At 66.2% G+C, this 19,921-nt stretch carries 19 protein-coding genes and 1 pseudogene; 12 read left to right on the top strand and 8 right to left on the bottom strand.

What is annotated here, in order from left to right; translation table 11 throughout:
- Positions 1-48: 48 nt before the first annotated feature.
- Positions 49-954 carry an inositol monophosphatase family protein gene (locus ABZW16_RS00205; RefSeq protein ID WP_354950523.1) on the bottom strand — a complete coding sequence of 302 codons (906 nt, stop codon included), beginning with the start codon at positions 952-954 and terminating at the stop codon, positions 49-51.
- Positions 955-1,131: 177 nt separating this feature from the next.
- On the opposite strand from ABZW16_RS00205, the gene ppgK reads away from it, so the two are divergent.
- From ppgK to ABZW16_RS00180, 5 genes and pseudogenes are all read left to right on the top strand, one after another.
- Positions 1,132-1,890, top strand: a complete 759-nt coding sequence (ppgK, locus tag ABZW16_RS00200) for a polyphosphate--glucose phosphotransferase (protein WP_354950521.1) — start codon at positions 1,132-1,134, stop codon at positions 1,888-1,890.
- 229 nt (positions 1,891-2,119) lie between these two features.
- Complete coding sequence (locus ABZW16_RS00195; protein ID WP_354950519.1) at positions 2,120-3,490, top strand: RNA polymerase sigma factor; 1,371 nt, start codon at positions 2,120-2,122, stop codon at positions 3,488-3,490.
- A gap of 450 nt (positions 3,491-3,940) precedes the next feature.
- On the top strand, positions 3,941-4,474 hold the full coding sequence (locus tag ABZW16_RS00190; protein WP_354950517.1) for a hypothetical protein: 534 nt from the start codon (positions 3,941-3,943) through the stop codon (positions 4,472-4,474).
- Positions 4,475-4,598: 124 nt separating this feature from the next.
- The gene (locus ABZW16_RS00185; protein ID WP_354950515.1) at positions 4,599-5,450 is read left to right on the top strand and encodes an MHYT domain-containing protein; all 852 of its coding nucleotides are present in this window, start codon (positions 4,599-4,601) and stop codon (positions 5,448-5,450) included.
- Between the two features lie 170 nt (positions 5,451-5,620).
- A pseudogene (locus ABZW16_RS00180) lies at positions 5,621-6,556 on the top strand (AMP-binding protein); the annotation flags it as partial.
- A 172-nt stretch (positions 6,557-6,728) separates the two neighbouring features.
- On the opposite strand, the gene ABZW16_RS00175 reads toward ABZW16_RS00180, so the two are convergent.
- Positions 6,729-7,607 carry an alpha/beta hydrolase gene (locus tag ABZW16_RS00175; protein ID WP_354950513.1) on the bottom strand — a complete coding sequence of 293 codons (879 nt, stop codon included), beginning with the start codon at positions 7,605-7,607 and terminating at the stop codon, positions 6,729-6,731.
- Positions 7,608-7,695: 88 nt separating this feature from the next.
- Here ABZW16_RS00175 and ABZW16_RS00170 point away from each other — a divergent pair, with 88 nt between their 5' ends.
- Positions 7,696-8,250 (top strand): ABATE domain-containing protein, encoded by a 555-nt coding sequence (locus ABZW16_RS00170; protein ID WP_354950511.1) that lies wholly within the window; start codon positions 7,696-7,698, stop codon positions 8,248-8,250.
- Between the two features lie 57 nt (positions 8,251-8,307).
- Complete coding sequence (locus ABZW16_RS00165; RefSeq protein WP_354950509.1) at positions 8,308-10,125, top strand: molybdopterin-dependent oxidoreductase; 1,818 nt, start codon at positions 8,308-8,310, stop codon at positions 10,123-10,125.
- A gap of 88 nt (positions 10,126-10,213) precedes the next feature.
- Here the strand turns inward: ABZW16_RS00165 and ABZW16_RS00160 are convergent, their stop codons facing one another.
- From ABZW16_RS00160 to ABZW16_RS00150, 3 genes are all read right to left on the bottom strand, one after another.
- Positions 10,214-11,695 (bottom strand): DHA2 family efflux MFS transporter permease subunit, encoded by a 1,482-nt coding sequence (locus tag ABZW16_RS00160; protein WP_354950507.1) that lies wholly within the window; start codon positions 11,693-11,695, stop codon positions 10,214-10,216.
- 97 nt (positions 11,696-11,792) lie between these two features.
- Positions 11,793-12,485, bottom strand: coding sequence for a PadR family transcriptional regulator (locus ABZW16_RS00155; RefSeq protein ID WP_354950505.1), 693 nt, complete (start codon positions 12,483-12,485; stop codon positions 11,793-11,795).
- A 214-nt stretch (positions 12,486-12,699) separates the two neighbouring features.
- The gene (locus ABZW16_RS00150; protein WP_354950503.1) at positions 12,700-13,605 is read right to left on the bottom strand and encodes a glycine betaine ABC transporter substrate-binding protein; all 906 of its coding nucleotides are present in this window, start codon (positions 13,603-13,605) and stop codon (positions 12,700-12,702) included.
- 259 nt (positions 13,606-13,864) lie between these two features.
- Between ABZW16_RS00150 and ABZW16_RS00145 the strand changes: the two genes are divergently transcribed.
- From ABZW16_RS00145 to ABZW16_RS00130, 4 genes are read left to right on the top strand one after another with little or no spacing between them, the layout of a single operon-like run.
- Positions 13,865-14,749: an ABC transporter substrate-binding protein gene (locus ABZW16_RS00145; protein WP_354950887.1), complete on the top strand. Its 885-nt coding sequence runs from the start codon at positions 13,865-13,867 to the stop codon at positions 14,747-14,749.
- Positions 14,710-15,906 (top strand): ATP-binding cassette domain-containing protein, encoded by a 1,197-nt coding sequence (locus ABZW16_RS00140; protein WP_354950501.1) that lies wholly within the window; start codon positions 14,710-14,712, stop codon positions 15,904-15,906. The genes ABZW16_RS00145 and ABZW16_RS00140 overlap by 40 nt, the downstream gene beginning before the upstream one ends.
- On the top strand, positions 15,903-16,571 hold the full coding sequence (locus ABZW16_RS00135; protein WP_354950499.1) for an ABC transporter permease: 669 nt from the start codon (positions 15,903-15,905) through the stop codon (positions 16,569-16,571). Before ABZW16_RS00140 ends, ABZW16_RS00135 begins: the two co-directional genes overlap by 4 nt.
- Entirely contained in the window at positions 16,568-17,284 is a 717-nt protein-coding gene (locus tag ABZW16_RS00130; protein WP_354950497.1) for an ABC transporter permease, read from the top strand. The genes ABZW16_RS00135 and ABZW16_RS00130 overlap by 4 nt, the downstream gene beginning before the upstream one ends.
- 43 nt (positions 17,285-17,327) lie before the next feature.
- Here ABZW16_RS00130 and ABZW16_RS00125 read toward each other — a convergent pair whose 3' ends face one another.
- Positions 17,328-17,687, bottom strand: coding sequence for a Fic family protein (locus tag ABZW16_RS00125; RefSeq protein WP_354950495.1), 360 nt, complete (start codon positions 17,685-17,687; stop codon positions 17,328-17,330).
- The gene (locus ABZW16_RS00120) at positions 17,684-17,893 is read right to left on the bottom strand and encodes a toxin-antitoxin system HicB family antitoxin (RefSeq protein ID WP_354950493.1); all 210 of its coding nucleotides are present in this window, start codon (positions 17,891-17,893) and stop codon (positions 17,684-17,686) included. The genes ABZW16_RS00125 and ABZW16_RS00120 overlap by 4 nt, the downstream gene beginning before the upstream one ends.
- A 270-nt stretch (positions 17,894-18,163) precedes the next feature.
- On the opposite strand from ABZW16_RS00120, the gene ABZW16_RS00115 reads away from it, so the two are divergent.
- Positions 18,164-18,580 carry a CBS domain-containing protein gene (locus tag ABZW16_RS00115; protein WP_354950491.1) on the top strand — a complete coding sequence of 139 codons (417 nt, stop codon included), beginning with the start codon at positions 18,164-18,166 and terminating at the stop codon, positions 18,578-18,580.
- 60 nt (positions 18,581-18,640) lie between these two features.
- Here ABZW16_RS00115 and ABZW16_RS00110 read toward each other — a convergent pair whose 3' ends face one another.
- Positions 18,641-19,828, bottom strand: coding sequence for an NADP-dependent malic enzyme (locus ABZW16_RS00110; protein WP_354950885.1), 1,188 nt, complete (start codon positions 19,826-19,828; stop codon positions 18,641-18,643).
- Between the last annotated feature and the right edge of the window lie 93 nt (positions 19,829-19,921).

Here is a 19,921-nt window from a genome sequence, read left to right as displayed (position 1 = left end):
CCCCGGTGTCGCTTCGGCCACCGGGGCGATCTGTATTTCGGCCGCGAATCAGGCGTCGGGGATGGCGATGGTCGCGCCGACCCGGTCGAGCAGCTCGGTCAATTCGTCCGCGATGCCAGGCGCGGCGGCGACCACCAGCTCACCCGCCGAGCCGGGGCTGGTGGCCGCGGGCAGCCGCAGCACCGCACCCGATTCCGCGGCGATCAGCGCACCCGCGGCCCAATCCCACGCGTTGAGTCCGTGTTCGTAGTACGCGTCGATCCGGCCCTCGGCGACGAAGCACAGGTCGAGGGCGGCCGCGCCGAAGCGACGGATATCGCGGATATTCGGCAGGATCTCGGCGACCAGCGCGGCCTGACGGGCCCTGCGCTGTGTACCGTAGGCGAATCCGGTCGCCACCAGCGCCAACGCCGCCGAGCGCACCTGCGCGCAGCGAAGATGGTCGACCGTACCGTCGGCGGCCACCCGGGTCGCACCGAGACCCGACGCGGCGCTGTAGGTCGCCGCGCGCGCGACATCCACCACCGCACCCGCGACGGGTTGTCCGGCACGCACCGCGGCCACCGAAATCGCGTAGCCGGGAATGCCGTACAGGAAGTTCACGGTGCCATCGATCGGGTCGACCACCCAGTGCACGGTGTCCGCGTCGGAATCGGCCAGACTCCCGCCGCCCTCCTCGCCGAGAATCGGGTCACCGGGGCGCGCCTCATCCAGCAGTCGCCGGATCAGGTCCTCGGTCTCGGTGTCCACGATCGTCACCGGATCGGTGGGGTGCCCCTTGGTCCGCACGGCCCCGTCGCTTGCACCGTCCGGGCCGAACACCTCCGGGCGGCGCGAACGCACATGCGCCGCGGCGGTTTCGGCGAGTCGGACCGCGATCCGGCGCAACTCGGACACATCCGCGGCACCCGCGGCAGTGGGTTGGGCGGTAACTGACACTCTGGTCTCCGACATGACCCCATGCCATCACAGATCCTCGCTGAACGGGAATCATGTAACGCCCATTACTCTTGTCGTGCACGACACAACGCCGTCGTCGGGCACACCCACCGCATGCACTCGGACCGGCGGCTGGGCCCTGTGCGGCGGCGCGTTCAACACATCGGCCAGTACAGGGAGCGAGGGAACGTCATGTCCGCTCGGGGGCACGCATTCGGTATCGATATCGGTGGCAGCGGGGTCAAGGGCGCCGCGGTGGATCTGACCACCGGTGAGTTGGTCCACAAGCGGATCAAGATCGCGACACCGCAGCCCTCGACACCGCAGGCGGTCACCGACGCGGTCACCGAACTGGTCGCCCAGGCCGAGTGGGAAGGCCCGGTCGGCATCACGCTGCCCTCGGTCGTACTCGAAGGTGTCGCGCAAACGGCCGCCAATATCGACAAGACGTGGATCGGCACCGATGCGCGCGCCCTGTTCTCCGAAGCGCTGGGCGGCCGCGCGGTCACCGTGCTCAACGACGCGGACGCGGCCGGACTCGCCGAGGACCGCTATGGCGCGGCAAAGGAATTCGACGGCCTGGTGGTGCTGCTGACCTTCGGCACCGGCATCGGCTCGGCGCTGCTGTTCCACGGCACGCTGGTGCCCAATTCCGAGCTCGGCCATCTCGAGATCGGCGGCATGGAGTCCGAACACCGCGCCGCGGCCTCGGTCAAGGATCGCGATGGCCTGAGCTTTGCCCAGTGGGCCGCCGAAGTCAGCATTGTGCTGAGCGGACTGGAGAAACTTTTCTGGCCGAAGGTCTTCGTCGCCGGTGGCGGCATCAGCCGGGACGCCGAGCAGTGGATCCCGTTGCTCACCAACCGAACCCAGGTGATCCCCGCCCATCTGGAGAACACCGCGGGCATCGTCGGCGCGGCGATGGCCATCGACGCGGGTATCGCGCCGTGAGCGAACCGTTACCAAGATCGGCGGATCCGGGAGGCGCGCGGACAGTACGGCATTAGCCGTTGCTGGGATCGTGCCGTAGGTACCCTGGTTCGATCGTTACAATGGAACGTACTCCGGCCGCGAGCCGGAAACCCCAGACCCGGCGCTCAGCCGGTGAAACCCGACAGACCGCTCCGCCGGAACACCACTCTGGCGTGACGCCGCACGAGACCGTCACGAAAGGGCGTACGTGGTAGCCACGACCCGTCAGACCGCCGAATCGGCCGATGCCGACTCCGCAGATGTAACCGAAGCACGGCCGGTCCGCAAGGCTGCCGCTAAGAAGGCTCCGGCCAAGAAGGCCGCCGCCAAGAAGGCTCCGGCCAAGAAGGCCGCCGCGAAGGCGACGAAGGGCCCCGCCAAGAAGGCGGCACCGAAGAAGGCCGGACCCGACGGCGAGCCGGGCGGCGACGAGAACCTCGAGGCCGAGGATCTGGACCTGGAGGATATCGGCGATCTCGAGGTGTCCGAGGACGACCTCACCGACGACGCCGAGGAGCTGGTCGAGGAGGTCGCCGAGGAAGTCGAAGAGGGCGAGACCGACGAGCCGACCGCCGCGGACAAGGCCTCCGGCGACTTCGTCTGGGACGAGGAGGAATCCGAGGCGCTGCGCCAGGCCCGCAAGGACGCCGAGCTCACCGCATCGGCCGACTCGGTGCGTGCCTACCTCAAGCAGATCGGCAAGGTCGCGCTGCTCAACGCCGAAGAGGAGGTCGAACTCGCCAAGCGGATCGAGGCCGGGCTCTACGCGGCGGAGAAGGTGCGCGAATTCGCCGAACAGGGTGAGAAGCTGCCGGTCGCGATGCGGCGCGACTACACCTGGATCGTGCGCGACGGCAACCGCGCCAAGAACCATCTGCTCGAAGCCAACCTGCGCCTGGTGGTCTCGCTGGCCAAGCGCTACACCGGCCGCGGCATGGCGTTCCTGGATCTGATCCAGGAGGGCAACCTCGGTCTGATCCGCGCGGTCGAGAAGTTCGACTACACCAAGGGCTACAAGTTCTCCACATACGCCACCTGGTGGATCCGGCAGGCCATCACCCGCGCCATGGCCGACCAGGCCCGCACCATCCGCATCCCGGTGCATATGGTCGAGGTCATCAACAAGCTCGGCCGCATCCAGCGCGAGCTGCTCCAGGACCTCGGCCGCGAGCCGACCCCGGAGGAGTTGGCCAAGGAAATGGACATCACGCCGGAGAAGGTCCTCGAGATCCAGCAGTACGCGCGTGAGCCGATTTCGCTCGATCAGACCATCGGCGATGAGGGCGACAGCCAGCTCGGCGACTTCATCGAGGACTCCGAGGCCGTTGTCGCGGTGGACGCGGTGAGCTTCACGCTGCTGCAGGACCAGCTGCAGTCGGTGCTGGAGACGCTGTCCGAGCGCGAGGCGGGCGTGGTACGGCTGCGCTTCGGCCTGACCGACGGCCAGCCGCGCACCCTCGATGAGATCGGCCAGGTGTACGGGGTCACCCGTGAGCGCATCCGGCAGATCGAGTCGAAGACCATGAGCAAGCTGCGCCATCCGAGCCGCTCCCAGGTGCTGCGCGACTATCTCGACTAGAAAGCAACCCGAATCGGGCCGCCGAGCTTCTGCTCAGCGGCCCGATCTCGTATCCGGACCCCCGCTTTGCGCTACCAATCCCAAATGGTCGCAACAGAATTCGGCATCCTGCCGGTCATCCGCCGCCTGCCGGTGCTACTTCGGTCGGACTCCACGGCCCACACTGAGCGGTTCCAACAGCGTGACACGCGGCGTCTCCGGGCGTTCACCACACGAGCATGCGCTGCCATGGCTCGGAGGGATCGGTGCACGATTCGCCCGGTCCTACTCGGCCAGGGAGTGGTTGGCGATGACGTCCAGGTGTGCGGAGCGATCGTCGACGAGGCGGCCGATCAGTCGGACGGGGTCGCACTGGTCGGTTTCCGACCATTCCGGCCAGGGCGTTGTCGAACCAGCCATTTATAACCCGCAGGTAGCGGCCGGTCGTCGGCAGCGATGGCGCGCAGTGCGGTGAAGGAGCAGCTCGGCGTCGTCCTCGAGGGCGTGTCCTACGGCGACCACCGCTGGCGGCTCGGTGATGTGCGGATCGATGGCTTGGACCGGCACTGCCACCACGTGCGGATGAGTCCAGAGCACGGAACCTTATCGCTGTTCCCGCTGCCCAGCACCGAGGTCTGGCAGTTCCGGGCGGCCATCCCCGCCGATGACTCCGACCCAGTGGCCCCGACCGTCGAATTGTTCCGCCGCCTATTTGCCGAACGGCCGCATCGCCCACGTCTACCGAGGCCCCGCGAACCATTCCTTCTCCTCCTGATAGTCAGCGGCCACTACCAGTGTGGGCGCGGCAACTCTGTCCGCACTCTCTTCGCCTGCGACCCCGCTATCTGCGAACCACGTGTGCTCGTTGACAATTTCTACGGCATTGGTTCGAACTGGTTCTGCGACAGCACTTTTCGGCATACTTCGGAGCAATCGGCCAGCCACATGGCGGCAATCGCAATAGCGTCCGGCCCGCTAACCAATTCACGTTTCAATCAAACCTGAAAGTGACCGAAACCACTTCTAGCGAAACGGATTTCGACACCCAAATGGCCGTCAGCTGTCGTATCGTCTGACCCGCCGTTGTTTCGATCGCCGAATATTCCACATTCGGCAGTGGGGGCGTTGCGTGCTCGATATCTACCATTTCAGTTACGGTCTACTGACCCCGCTTCTGGCCTACACCATGTCGGTGACCGGATGCCTGCTCGGACTGCAGTGCGCAGCCCGCGCCCGTACCGGCAAGGACCGGGTCGGCTGGCTACTCGGCGCTGCCATCGCGATCGGCGGTACCGGCATCTGGGTCATGCATTTCATTGCGATGCTGGGGTTTTCGATCCGGGGTACCGAGATTCGATACGACATTCCGCTCACTCTGCTCAGTGCGATCACCGCGATCGCAGTGGTCGGGATCGGTCTGTTCATCGTGATCAAGCCCGAGCCGACACTGCTCGGGCTGCTGACCGGAGGTACGGTGACCGGGATCGGCGTCGGGGCCATGCATTACGCAGGCATGTACGCGATGAAGTCGAATGCGGTGATCACCTACGACGCGCAGCGGGTGGCACTGTCGATGGTGATCGCCGTGGTCGCTTCGATCGTGGCGTTCTGGTTCACATTGCGCGTCAAGGGATTTCTCTCCACCGTCGGCGCCGCATTGATCATGGGTATTGCCGTCTCCGGTATGCACTACACGGGGATGTCGGCGATGCACGCGCACGCCGGGCACGGCGGTTCCCCCGAGGGCACGGAAGCCATGCAGCTGATCGGGCCGCTGATCGTCACGATCAGCGTGGTGACCATGCTGCTGCTCATCAGCGTCAGCCTGACCGAGATCGAGCGCAATATCGAACTGCCGCCACTGCGTCTCGCACCGCGTTCCAGGCCGGATCAGCTGCCGCCGCTACCGCCGGTCGAGCCGGAAATCCTGCCGCCCGCGACCGCGTACTGGCCGACGCGGACCGAGGTCCCGCACCGCTGAGCCGTGCCCGGCGATAGACGCTCAGTCCCGGGTCGGCCAGTATCGCGCCGGACGCGCTCCGCCGGCCCCGTCGTAGGCCGGATCGTCCACATCGGTGATGCCGATGTGCAACAGCAGCATCATGGTCACCATGCCGACGCCGACCGTCAGCGGAGTCAGCAGCTGGGCCCAAGCAGAAGGCGCATGACGGCGGCAAGGGCAAGATCTTCGACGCGGCCGCCGAAACCGCCATCGCCTACAGCGAAGCACTCGACAATGGCGGGCCAGGGCTGGTGCTCGGGCTCAAGCACACCCTGTTCGACAAGCTCGTCTATGGCAAGCTGCGCGTCGCGCTCGGCGGCCAGTGCGAGGCCGCGGTCTCCGGCGGCGGACCGCTCGGCGCGCGCCTCGGCCACTTCTTCCGCGGCGTCGGCGTCACCATCTACGAGGGCTACGGCCTCACCGAGACCACCGCGGCCGTCACCGTGAACACCCCCGAGAATATTCGCGTCGGCTCCGTCGGCAAGCCCATCGAGGGCCACGCGGTCAAGATCGCCGAGGACGGCGAACTGCTGCTGCGCGGATCGGTCGTATTCAACGGCTACTGGGGCAATGCCGAGGCCACCGAGGAGGCCTTCACCGACGGCTGGTTCAAGACCGGTGACCTGGGCGCCATCGATGGCGACGGATATGTGACCATCACCGGCCGCAAGAAGGAAATCATTGTCACCGCGGGCGGCAAGAACGTCTCCCCCGGGCTGATGGAGGATTCGCTGCGCGCGCACCCGCTGATCAGCCAGGTCATGGTGGTCGGCGACGGACAGCCGTTCATCGGCGCGCTGATCACCCTCGACCCGGAGGCGCTGCCCGGCTGGAAGGAACGCAACGGCCTGCCCGCCGAGACCCCGATCGAGCAGGTGATCGAGAACCCGGCGCTGGTCGCGGAGATCAATGCCGCGGTCGCCGAGACCAATAAGAAGGTCTCGCATGCCGAGGCGATCAAGAAGATCCGCATCCTGCCCGTCGACTGGACGCAGGAGACCGGCGAGCTGACGCCGAAGATGTCGCTGAAGCGGGCCGTAGTGATGAAGCAGTACGGGTCCGAAGTGGAGAAGATCTACGGCTGACGTCGAGTTTCGAAGGCGCCGTCCGCGAATTGCGGGCGGCGCCTTCGCATTTGTTACCGCGGCACACTGAACTGTGGCCCGAGCGCTCATTCCCCGGCTGATGCGAGTCCGGAACAGGCGCTGAGGCCGATGCCCGAGAAATAGCGGCGGACAACGGGATCGGCGAACGCGCTCAGCGCTCCCGCGTCGGGAGCCGGTCCAGAAAATCGGCGATCAGCGATGCGATTTCGGGCAGGTGCGTCTCCAGGGCGAAGTGGCCGGTATCGAAGACGTGCAGTTCGGCGTCGGGGAGATCCGCGCGGTACGCGTGGGCGCCGGGTTCGGGGAAGAAGGGGTCGTTCGAGCCCCAGACGATCAGGGCGGGTGGGGTGTACTTACGCAGCCACAGCTGCCACTGCGGGTAGGCGGCGACATTCGACTTGTAGTCGAAGGCCAGGGCTACCTGGGCCTCCTTACGGCCGGGGAGGTCGAGGAAGTACTGGTCGAGGATCCATGATTCCGGGGTGAGCACGGTCGGATCGGGGACGCCCTGCTCGTACTGACCGCGGGTGCCTTCCAGTGTGAGCAGTCCGCGGATGGTGTCCTCGGCTCCTTCCTGTTCGGGACGCAGTGCGGTGAAGTCGCGGGCGAGATCCGAGAGTCCCGCTTCGTAGGCGTTGCCGTTCTGGACGATGAGCCCGTTGATCCATTCGGGGTGGCGCAGTGCGATGCGCAGGCCGATCGGAGCGCCGAAATCGAAGATGTACATCGCGAACTCGCGCAGTTCGAGCCGCTCTACGAAACCTTCGACCACATCGGCCAGTCGGTCGAAGGAGTACTCGAAATCGGCTGGTGCGGTGGTATTTCCGAAGCCCGGGTAGTCCGGGGCGATCAGCCGGTACTGCGCGCCGAGCACATCGAACAACCTGCGGAACTGGTGCGAGGCCGACGGGAAACCGTGTAGCAGCAATAGCACCGGAGCGTCGGCGCGGTGCGGGACCGATTCGCGGTAGAAGACCTCGACACCGCCGACATCGATGCGGCGGTGCTGGACGGCTGGCAGCTCGATCATGGCTTCACATGCTTTCTCTCCGTGATGATGCATTAGTTCTAGCCGATCCCCCACTAATGTGTCAATCGACAGATGTACCATTAGTCATATGAACGAAGCCCCGCTGATCGGCGAGCCGCTGGCACTGGACCTGGTCAACACCCGGCCGACCGGCACCGATCTGCTGGATACCCCGGAGCACCTCGCGAATTGGCTTGCCCTGCAAGCCGCACGGCTTCCGGAGCTGGCCGTAGCGCATCCGACCGCCGCCGACCTCGCTGCGGTGCATGCGGTGCGCGACCACATCGGTTCCGTGCTCGACGCACTGCTGCACGATGGCCGCCCGCCCGCCGACGCACTGCGCGCACTCAATACCGCCCAGGCCGCCGCGCCCGCCATCCGGCAGCTGGCTTGGGACGGCAATGCGGTCACCGCAACCACGCGCCGCAACGGCACGTCGGCCGAAAAACTGGCCGCCGTGCTGGCCGAGGCCGCCATCGACCTGTTCACCGACCCATCGATCGGCAAGCTGAGGCGCTGCGAGGCCGAGGATTGCGTCCTACTGTTCCTGCCCGCCCACCCGCGGCGGCGCTGGTGTTCACCCGACCGCTGCGGCAATCGGGTCCGCGTTGCCCGGTACTACCAGCGGCACAAGGCCGATTGATATTCACGTCACCGAATGGTCATACTCCCCGACCGCGCCCGGCAGTACGCTCGGACCATGGCTGAACTGCGCTTTCGGGTGACGGCGGGCATCGTCGCCGCCGGTCTGGCACTCGGCATCGCCGAACTCGTCGCCGCCTTCACCGGCCCCGACAGCGCACCCGCCAACGCTCTGGGCTCGACCGTCATCGACCACACCCCCGACGGCCTGCGCGAATGGGTTATCCAGACCTTCGGCACCAACGACAAGACCCTGCTCTTCGCCTGTATGGCAGTCGTGGCCGTACTCGTGGCCGGATTCATCGGCGCCATGGAGCGCACCGCGCAGCCCCGAGGAACCTGGCTGCTGGCCGCCCTCGGCCTGCTCACCGCCGCCATCGCCATCGGCCGCAACGGTTTCTCCTCCGCCTGGCCCACCGTAATCGGCGTCGCCGCAGGCATTTACGCCCTCCGGGTCCTGACCGCCTACATCGACGACGCGGCAGCCGCAAAGGAGGCCGTACGACGGCCTACCCCGACACCAGTCGTCGCATCCCGCGATGACGCGGTGCGCCGCGATGCGGCCGAACCGCTGGCCCCCGGAGCCGACGATCAGGCAGCCGATGATGCCTCGACCCCGCACGCGGCAAGCGGTATTGCCGCGTCCGGTACTGCGGCACCTGGTGCATCGGCGGAACCGAGAATCGGTGCGGATCAAGATGATTCCTCCGATGCGAGTGCGCCGGCCCCTCCGGCCAGTGCTGGCGCCGCAGCGGCCGAGCCGAAACCCGCCGGGGCAGAGAGTTCGACGACCGGAACCGCGGCAATGCCGCAGCGGCGACAGGTATTGCAGGGCATCGCCATTGCGGGTGGGTTGGCGTTACTCAGTGGGCTGGGTGGACGGCTGATCGGGGTGCGGCGGCGGGATGTGTCCGGTGAGCGGGCGGCGGTCCAGCTGCCGGAGCCGAGTGGGCCCGCGGTATCGCTCACACCCGACGCGGATCTGAAGCTGCCGGGACTGACGCCGTATCTGACGTCCAATAGCGACTTCTACCGCATCGATACCGCGCTCATCGTGCCGCAGGTCTCCATCGACGATTGGTCATTGCGGATTCATGGAATGGTGGATCGCGAAATCCAGCTCAGCTGGGCCGATCTCGCCAAGCGCACACCGGTCGAGACCTTGGTGACGCTGGCATGTGTATCGAATCCGGTCGGCGGCGATCTGATCGGCAACGCGCGCTGGCGCGGCTACCGCCTGGACGAACTGCTCGCGGAGGCGGGGCCGCACCCGGACGCCGATATGGTGCTGTCGCACAGCATCGACGGCTTCACCGCGGGCAGCCCACTGGCCGTCCTCACCGACGGCCGCGACGCACTGCTGGCCGTCGGCATGAACGGCGAACCCCTCCCGGTCGCGCACGGCTACCCGGCCCGCCTGGTCGTGCCCGGTCTCTACGGATATGTCTCCGCCACCAAATGGGTCACCGAACTGGAGATCACCCGCTTCGACCGCGCGACCGCCTACTGGACCCGCCGCGGCTGGTCCGCCCTCGGCCCCATCAAAACCGGCACCCGCATCGACACTCCCCGCGCCCGCACCAAACTGCAACCGGGCAGCACCGCGATCGCCGGCGTCGCGTGGGCCCAGCACCGCGGCATCCGAGCCGTCGAAGTCCAAATCGATAACGGCCCATGGCAACCCGCCCGCCTGTCCGCCGAACAATCCATCGACACCTGGCGCCAATGGGTCTACGACTGGAACGCCACCCCCGGCACCCACACCATCCGCGCCCGCGCCACCGACGGCACCGGCGAAACCCAAACCGAAGAACGCCGCGCTGTAGTCCCCGACGGCGCCACCGGATACCCCACCACCACGGTCACCGTCGGCTGATCCGAAGTCAGCCGCCCGCCAACGATTCCGCTCGAGAATCGCGTGCGCCCCGCGGACCGAACGGCCAGCGGGGCGCAGCACAGACAACTCAGGCGGCGACCGAGTCGGACTTGGCCAGGTCGGTCTTCGCGCCGGGTGCGGCGGACTCACCGTGGCGCAGGAACATGGCCGAGGCAATGACGCCGATCAAGAGGATGCCCGCGGGGAGCAGGACGGATTGGCTGAGGGCGGTGCTGAAGGCGTCCTTGACGAATTCCGGGATCGGCCCCTGTCCCGCACCGCCTTCGGAGATCTTGCCGCCGCCGAGACCGTTGGCGGTCATGCGGGCCGCAACCAGGGCGCTGATCGCGGCGCTGCCGAGTACCGAACCCACCTGGCGGGTGGTGTTGTAGATACCCGCACCCGCACCGGCCAGCTGGATCGGCAGGTTGTGGGTGGCAGTGGAAGCCAGCGGCGCCCAGATGCAGGCGTTGGCGACACCGGCCAGCGCAGCCCCGAGCAGGAACCACACGATCGACGAATGCGGCGACATCACGGCCGCGAACCAGAAGACCGAGACCGAGAACCCGATGAATCCGATGGTCGGCACGATGCGCGGGTGGAACCTATCGGAGATCTTGCCGATGATCGGCGCACAGACGCCGGTGAGGATCGCCATCGGCGCGAATACCAGGGCCGATTTGGTGGGCGACATCTCCCGCACAGCCTGCAGGTAGAAGTACAAGGGCACCATCATCGAGGTGACCGCCGCGCCCATCGCCGCAATGGCCACATTGGACAGCGCGAAGTTGCGGTCGCGGAACAGCCCCAATGGCAGCAGCGGCTCGCCGGTATTGCGCGACTGGTTCACCAGGAACACCGCGAGCACAACCAGGCCAGCGCCGATCATCAACCAGATGCGCAGCGACCAGTCGTAGGTATTGCCCTCCTGGATACCGAATACCAGCAGGAACAGACCGATACCGCTGAGCACGACACCCGGGACGTCGAACTTGTGCTCATTGGTGGGCAGCGCGGGCACCAGCCATACCGCCAGCGCGAAGGCGATGATGCCGACCGGAACATTCACGATGAAGATCCACTCCCAGCCGAGCCCGTCGACCAGCACACCGCCGAGGATCGGACCGACCAGCGTCGCGAGACCGGCGACGCCACCCCACAGACCCATGGCCGCACCGCGCTTATCCGGCGGGAAGGTCCTGGTGATGACCGCCATGGTCTGCGGCGTCATCATCGCGGCGCCGAGTCCCTGCACGGCCCGCGCGGCGATCAGCATGCTGACCGATCCGGACAGACCACACCACAGCGAGGCTGCGGTGAAGACCGCCAGGCCGACCAGGTACAAGTTCTTGGGCCCGTAACGGTCGCCGAGCCTGCCGGTCACCAGCAGCGGTACCGCGTAGGTCAGCAGGTAGGCACTGGTCACCCAGATCACCTGGGAGATGTCGGCCTGCAGATCCTTCATGATCGCCGGATTGGCAACCGCGACGATGGTCATATCCAGCAGGATCATGAAGAAGCCGACGACCAGCGCTGACAGCGCTAGCCACGGATTGCGTTGGGTGGTCATGAATTCGGTTCCAATCTCGGATGTCTGTTCGCGATGACGCAGGACAGGTCGGGTCGGCCGGGTGCGCGGCCATTGGCCTCGCGCACACCGGTGCGCATCAGGGCGGTGACGCGCTGGTCTCGGACCAGTCGCGCGGCACCGGGGGCGGTTCGGGATTCCCAGCAGCGGACCAGGGGTGCTCGTGCTCGGTGATCCGAACGCCGGTGTCGGGATCGAATTCCTCCCACTCCATCTCGCCGCTGTCCAGTTCGGAGATCAGGTTGTTGACCCAGGCGATCTCGGCCGTCATGGTGGCGTGCAGATACGGGAGCACGATCCAGTAGCGACGCGGCACGGCATGCACACCGGCCCACTGACTCATCATCTCCACGTCCGTGAGGTCGTGCGCCAACCTCTCCACACGCTCGCGCAATAACGCGAGCACCTCCTGCGCGGGGAGGTTGTGCGCCTCCTGGAGCGCGACCGGGAACACCGGATACTCCCGCGCGGGATTGCGCAGGATTTCGGCAATCCTGGAACGCAATGTCTCCCGGCCGCTTTCGGTGATCCGGTAGATGGTGCGTTCCGGCCGGTTCCCGTCCCGGTCGACGCCCTCGGCGCACACCAATCCTTGATCGGCCAACCGCGCCACCGTGTGATAGAGCGAGCCCGGCCGCACCTTCACCAACATGTCCTCACGACGGGCGATCAAGAGCTGAAACGCCTCGTAGGGATGCATGGGCCGCTCGTCGAGCAGCGCGAGCACGGCGATCGCCAATGGCGTCACCGTAGGGCGCGCGTGCTGCCCCATTTCGGTCACCTCCCGCATATCGAGTCCGAGAGCACGCACGCTAGCCGCAGCCGCCGACATACTCCACATCAAATACTCCACGTGGAATATACGGCGCGGATCAGTCACGCCACAAGAGGACGCTATCCAACGGAAATGTGATGGGCGACATAGCAAACGACCCGAGCGTGAACCGCTCGGGTCGTCGTGACCGGGGATTTCCGATGAAACGCGGCTAGAGCGCGTGCGTGTCCAACCAGGCTCGGGCCACCTCAGCGGCATTCGCGCCATCGCGCACCTTGCGGATCATCTGCGCCAACTCATCGGTCGTCAGCTCACCCGCGACGTAGTTCAGCTTCTTGATCTGCCGATCGTCGAGCAGACCCGTGCGGTAGACCGCCAGCACATTCTCGGCACGCACCGCGTAGTCGGCGTCGGTGAGGATCGTCAGCCCGTCGGTTGCACCGGGGACCAAAGCGGATGGCCCGGTCAGGATTCCGGCCTGGATCTCGCCGTCCAACAATGCTTTTCGCAGCGCAGCTGCATCCGGATAGGGCCTGGTCCCGGCGAAATCGCAACCGGCAATCCGCACCGGGCCCGGCGCTGACAGCACATCCGGCACCGGTGCCACCCCGGCTTCGATCGCATCACACCGCGGCGCGAGCGCGCTGACCGATCGCACGTTATCGCGGATTGCCGCGGCTTCGGTCAGCAGCACCCGGGATCGCATATCGGTACCGTCGGCCGGATCGGATACCGCGAGCCCCTCCGGCAGCGACCGGTTCAACTCCTCGGTCACCGACAGCCGCGCCGCCGTCGACTTGTCCGCCACATCGGTGGTGACCTCCGGCTTGCGGGCCTGTGCCCCGGCATTGAGAAAGGTGAGCAGTTCGCCACTGTGTTCACCGACCACCGTCACGGTGCCCGCGTCCAATGCGGCCAGATAGTCCGCCCGGCGACCGAGATCTGCGGCCACCGAGGTGCGCGCACCGGTCCGCGCGAGCGCCCCCGCATAAATTTGCGCAAGCAGATTTGATTCCATCGAATCGCCCGCGCCGACCGCTATCGTCGGTCCCGGATCGTCGTTTCCACAGGAAACGGCCAGCGTGACGGCCGTCACGACCATCAGTCGTGCCAGCATCCGCCTCGACGCGGCCAATACCATCCGGGGACACCAACTCTCCGTAGCGAACAGGAACACCATGCAACGGGCAGTATGAACTACCAGAATGTACCGGGTGGCCGTGCGTACACGGCTCCTTGCACCGCCCGTCCATGCCGGAAGGACTCCAGTGAAATCCACGATCACCCCCGATGCCGCGAGGCACGGGCGGTTCGCGCTGCGGCTGACGCTGCGCACCGCCCGCGTTCTCGTCGCCGCCGCGGCACTGGCCGCCGCCATGATCCTGTCCGCCTGCGGCAGCTCCGATCCGCTTGCGGCCAAGGGCAATTGTGACGGCGACGGGCTGACCGTCGGTTCGGCGAACTTCCCGGAGTCCGAGACGGTCGCGAATATCTACGCGGAAGTGTTGCGCGTCAACGGATTCAAGGTCGACACCAAGCTCAATATCGGCAGCCGCGAGGCCTACATCCCGGCGCTGCGCAAGTGCGCGATCTCGGTGATCCCGGACTACAACGGCAACCTGCTGCAGTATCTGGACAAGAGCGCGACCGCGACCAGCTCTGCCGACGTCGACGCCGCACTCGCCAAGGCGGTCGGCTCCGATCTGGCCGTCGGCACCCCAGCACCCGGCCAGGACTCCGATGCGGTCGTGGTCACCAAGGCCACCGCGGAGCGGTGGAACCTGCACAGCATCGCCGATCTGGCCGCGCATTCGGCCGAGGTGAAATTCGGCGCGCCCGCCGAATTCCAGGAGCGCGCGGGCGGCCTGCCCGGCTTGAAGAAGAACTACAACCTCGATATCGCCGCGAACAACTTCGTGCCGATCGCCGACGGCGGTGGCCCGGCGACCGTGCGCGCGCTGGTCGACGGCACGGTGACCGCGGCCGATATCTTCACCACCTCCCCCGCGATTGTGCAGAACAACCTGGTGGTGCTCGAGGATCCGAAGCACAACTTCCCGGCCCAGAATGTGGTGCCGCTGTTCACTACCGCCAAGAAGACCGATAAGGCGCTCGCCGCGCTCAATGCCGTCTCCGCGAAACTCACCACCGACGAGCTGATCAAGCTCAACGAGGCGGTCTCCGGGAACAGCAAGACCGAACCCAAGGCCGCGGCACAGCAATGGGTCACCGCCCAGGGGCTGAACACGCCGACCAAGTAGGAGCCAGCGTGTCCGATATCGAATTCAGCCGGATCAGCAAGACCTATCCGGATGGCACCCACGCCGTCTCCGAACTCGATCTGTGCATCGAATCCGGTTCGTTCACCGTCTTCGTCGGACCGTCGGGCTGCGGCAAGACCACCTCGATGCGGATGATCAATCGGATGATCACGCCCAGTTCGGGCACCATCACTGTTGGCGGCGAAGATATTTCGACGGTGAATCCGGTCGAGCTGCGGCTCGGTATCGGCTACGTGATCCAGAGCGCCGGACTCCTGCCGCACCGCACCGTCATCGACAATGTCGCGACCGTGCCGGTGCTGCAAGGGGTTCGGCGCCGCGCGGCCCGGGCGGCCGCACTCGAGGTGCTGGACCGGGTCGGGTTGGACCGCTCGCTGGCCAACCGGTATCCGGCCCAGCTCTCCGGCGGCCAGCAGCAGCGAGTCGGGGTGGCCAGGGCACTGGCCGCCGATCCGCCGGTGCTGCTGATGGACGAACCGTTCAGCGCGGTCGATCCGGTGGTGCGCGAGGAATTGCAGGCCGAAATGCTGCGCCTGCAGGCGGAATTGCACAAGACCGTCGTCTTCGTCACCCACGATATCGATGAGGCGGTCAAACTCGGCGACCGGATCGCGGTCTTCGGCCCCGGCGGCATGCTGCAGCAGTACGACGAACCACAACGCGTACTCGCAGCGCCCGCAACCGATTTCGTGGCCGGATTCGTCGGACGCGACCGCGGCTATCGCGCACTGTCGTTCCGCAGCGCGGACAGCCTGGTACTGCACGAGATTCACACCGCGACCGAATCCGAACTCGCCGAACTTCGCCTGGAACGCGGCGAATGGGTATTGGTGGTCACCGATTCCGGAGTGCCGCGCGGCTGGATCGATGTCACCGGCGTCGAGGGCATCCGGGCCGGCCGAGCCTTGCACGACAGCATCGCGGCGGGTGGCTCGCTGTTCCCATCGGGCGGTGACCTCAGGCAGGCCTTGGATGCGGCGATCTCGTCTCCATCGGGAATCGGTGTCGCCGTGGATGATTCGGGTGCGGCACGCGGCGGCATCCGGGCTCCCGAGGTACTCGAACAGCTCGCCGGGCAGCGCACGGCGGAGGATGACGAGCGCAATCGGCACTTCTTCGAAACCGAGAGCGCATGAGATATCTGATCGACAACTTCGCCGAGATCATGGGTTTCACCAGGACCCATCTGTATCTGGCGCTGGTGCCGCTCGCACTCGGCCTGATCATCGCGATTCCGGTGGGGGCGTTGGTACGCCGGGTGTCCTGGCTGCGGCGGGTCACGGTGACGGCGGCCAGCCTGGCCTACACCATTCCGTCACTGGCGCTGTTCGTGATCATTCCGCCGTTGGCCGGAATAACGACCATCGACCCGCTGAATGTGATCATCGCGCTCACCGTCTACTCGACCGCGCTGCTCGTGATCGCGGTGCCGACGGCGCTGGATTCGGTATCGCCCACCGTCATCGATGCCGCCGACGCCGTCGGCTTCAGTTCGCTGCGCCGCACGCTGACCGTCGATATGCCCTTGGCCATACCGGTTTTCGTATCCAGCCTGCGGGTCGTGGTGGTCACCAATATCGCCATGGTTTCGGTCGGTGCGCTGATCGGCGTCGGCGGGCTCGGCAAACTCTTCACCCAGGGCTATCAGCGCGACTATCCGGACGAGATCATCGCGGGCATCATCGTGACCCTCGCGCTGGCGCTGATCTTCGACCGGCTCGTATACGCCCTCGGCCGCTGGTCGACCCCGTGGGTGCGCGCCGACGCCAGGGTCGCGAAGGCGAAAGGCGCTGCCGCATGAACCTTTTCATCGACGCCTGGCACTACCTCACCGACGGCGCGAACTGGAACGGCCCGGCGGGCATCGAACACCGCATCGGCGAGCACCTCTGGTACAGCTTCCTGACCATTGTCTTCTCCGCGGCGGTCGCGCTGCCGCTCGGCCTGGTCATCGGGCACACCCGCCGCGGTTCGGCGGTACTCGTCGGATTCGCCAATGCCATGCGCGCCCTGCCGACCCTCGGCCTGCTCACCTTCCTGGTGCTGCTGCTCGGCCTCGGGCTGATCCCGCCGCTGCTCGCGCTGGTCACGGTCGGCATTCCGCCGCTGCTGGCCGGTGCCTACGCCGGAATCGCCAATGTCCCAGCCGATGTCGTCGACGCCTCACGCGCCATGGGTATGACCGAACGCCAGATCCTGTTCCGCGTCGAAGTGCCCAACGCACTGCCGATCCTGCTCACCGGCCTGCGCGGTGCCACCCTCCAGGTCATCGCCACCGCGACCATTGCGGCCTTCGTCAACCTGGGCGGACTGGGCCGCTACATCTTCGACGGCATCGCGGTCTACCGCTACGACCGCGTCCTGGTCGGCGCCCTCCTGGTCGCCGCCCTCGCCATGCTCATGGACGGCCTGCTTGCCTTCGCGGTCTGGGTCAGCGCCCCCGGTACCGGCCGCCTGCGCCACGCGAACCGTGCGATAGTCACACCGGCCGCCATCATGCAAACCTCGGAGTGAACGACGGTCACCGGTGACTGGTCCTGTTGCACACCCCCGATGCTCAGTCGTCGATAACACGTAGCGCCGCAACGAGTTCAGGAACAGACAAGTCGACCGCCCGGAGTTCTTCCAACAGGTCGAAGGCTTCGGTGGCCGTGAGTCCGGGGCGTTTTCCGTGGCAACGCAACATCATTCGGAGCGCAACCCATCCGGTGCTCGTATTGCCGCGCTGAAACGGCCGGGTGCGCACGATCGAATGCAGCAGTGCCGCCGCCTTTTCTTCGATGGACGGATAGCTCTCCGCGCCGGACAGGTTGGCATGTGGCCGCGCCGCGGCCGCGGCTACCAGGCCCGCGTCGCGGACTTCTGGTTTCCCACCGAGTACAGCCGAATTGACAAGGAGCAGAACGTCCGGCGTCACTCGTCGCCCAACCGGGCCAGCAACTCGGCATCCTCGATCATGATCTCCCGCATCAGCGCTCGGCTGCGCGCGCGCTGAGTTTGCGCCTCGACCCAGGCTTCGGCTGCTTGCACGAGGGCGGAGTTCACCGAGATGTGGTCAGCCTCCGCCGCCGCCGTGATCCGGGCGTGGATCTCATCGGGTAGGCGGACGCTGATCGTTGTCATACCAAAATGATACCAAGGACTATCGCGACGGAGGGCGTGAACGCATTTCAGGCCGATATGCCGCGATCTTGCTGCACTGCCAGCAGCCCATCAGCAACTCCGCGTTGACCAACACTGTGATCGGGGTCACTATGTGACGAGACCGTAGGAGTCGTCGTCACCCATGGATGCCCGGCACAACTGTGACCGACCGTGTCGAGTTCCTGCGCAACCTCGGGTCCTGCGGGTTCATTCACCGAGACGAGGAGGTTTGCTGTGAACAGTCGCTCCATGAAGGCTCGCGACATCATGCACGCCGATGCGGAATGGATTCCCGCCGACGAGACGCTGGACCGGGCCGCGCAGATGATGCGCAGGCTGGATGTCGGCGCCCTGCCGATCGGCAACAACGACCGGCTGGTCGGCATGCTGACCGACCGTGACATCGTTGTGAAATGTGTTGCGATGGGCCATGATCCGAGCAAGGTCCGGGCCGGTGATCTGGCGGAGGGCACGCCGCGCTGGGTATCCGACGACGCCGACGTCAGCGAAGTGCTCATCATGATGGAGCGGGACCAGATAAAGCGGCTCCCGGTGGTCGATGCCAAGAAGCGCCTGGTGGGCATGATCTGCGAATCGGATATCGCCAAGAACCTCACCGACGCCCAAGTCGCGAAATTCGTCTCGGCCGTCTCCGTACCGCACTGACGCACAACGAAATACGGGGCCGTCCAGCACTGTGAACGGCCCCGTATTTGCGAGATCAGGTCACGCGACACCCTCGGCGCGGGCCGCGGCGGCGACGGCCTCGGCAACAGCCGGGGCGACGCGCGGGTCCAGCGGGCTCGGCACGATCTTGTCGGGGCTGATTTCATCGGCGACCACGCTGAGGATGGCGTCCGCGGCGGCGATCTTCATGCCCTCGGTGATCCGGCGCGCGCCCGCGTCCAGCGCACCCTTGAAGACGCCGGGGAAGGCCAGCACATTGTTGATCTGGTTCGGGAAGTCGCTGCGCCCGGTGGCCACGATCGCGGCGTACTTGTGCGCGACATCGGGGTGGATCTCCGGATTCGGGTTCGACATGGCGAACACGATCGACTCCGGCGCCATCGAGGCGATCAGTTCCTCGGCGATGGTGCCCGCGGAAAGTCCGAGGAACACATCGGAACCGGCCAGCGCCTCGGCCGCACCACCGGTCAGCCCGCGCGGGTTGGTGCGCTGCGCCAGTTCGACCTTCACCTCGTTGAGGTCGCCGCGGTCCCGGCTGACGATGCCCTTCGAATCGAGCACGGTCACATCCTTGACACCCGCGGCGAGCAGGATGTTCGTGCACGCCACACCGGCGGCGCCAGCACCGGACACCACGACCTTCATATCGTCGATCGCACGGCCCTGCACCTTGGCCGCACCGTTGAGGGCGGCGAGCACCACGATGGCGGTGCCGTGCTGGTCGTCGTGCATGACCGGGCAGTCCAGCGCCTCGATGAGCCGCTGTTCGATCTCGAAGCAGCGCGGCGCCGAGATGTCCTCCAGGTTCACCGCGCCGAAGCTCGGGCGCAGCCGGATGATCGTCTCCACGATCTCGTCGACATCCTTGGTGTCGAGCACGATCGGAATCGAGTTCAGTCCGGCGAACTTCTTGAACAGCGCCGCCTTGCCCTCCATCACCGGCAGCGAGCCGCGCGGGCCGATATCGCCGAGACCGAGCACCGCGGTGCCATCACTCACCACGACGACCAAACGGTCGGTCCAGGTGTAGCGCTTGCTCAGCGCCTCATCTTCCGCGATGGCCAGGCTGACCTTCGCCACGCCCGGGGTGTAGGCGATGGAAAGGTCGCGCTGGGTGTCCAGCGGCGCGGTGAGTTCGACCGATAGTTTGCCACCGAGATGTCCCGCGAAAATCTCGTCGTGCGTGATTTCAGAAAGGCTTGCAGTGGCATTCGGTGCGTCAGTCACAGATGACACGATTTCACTCCTGCTCGGGTCGGACAAACCGGGGGACGGGTTACCGCCGGGTAATGGGTATTGGCTGATTCATACGCTCATCGA

It is taken from the genome of Nocardia sp. NPDC004604 (genome assembly GCF_040609795.1).
Classification (GTDB): Bacteria; Actinomycetota; Actinomycetes; order Mycobacteriales; family Mycobacteriaceae; genus Nocardia.
This window is presented reverse-complemented; position numbering and strand designations above follow the sequence as displayed.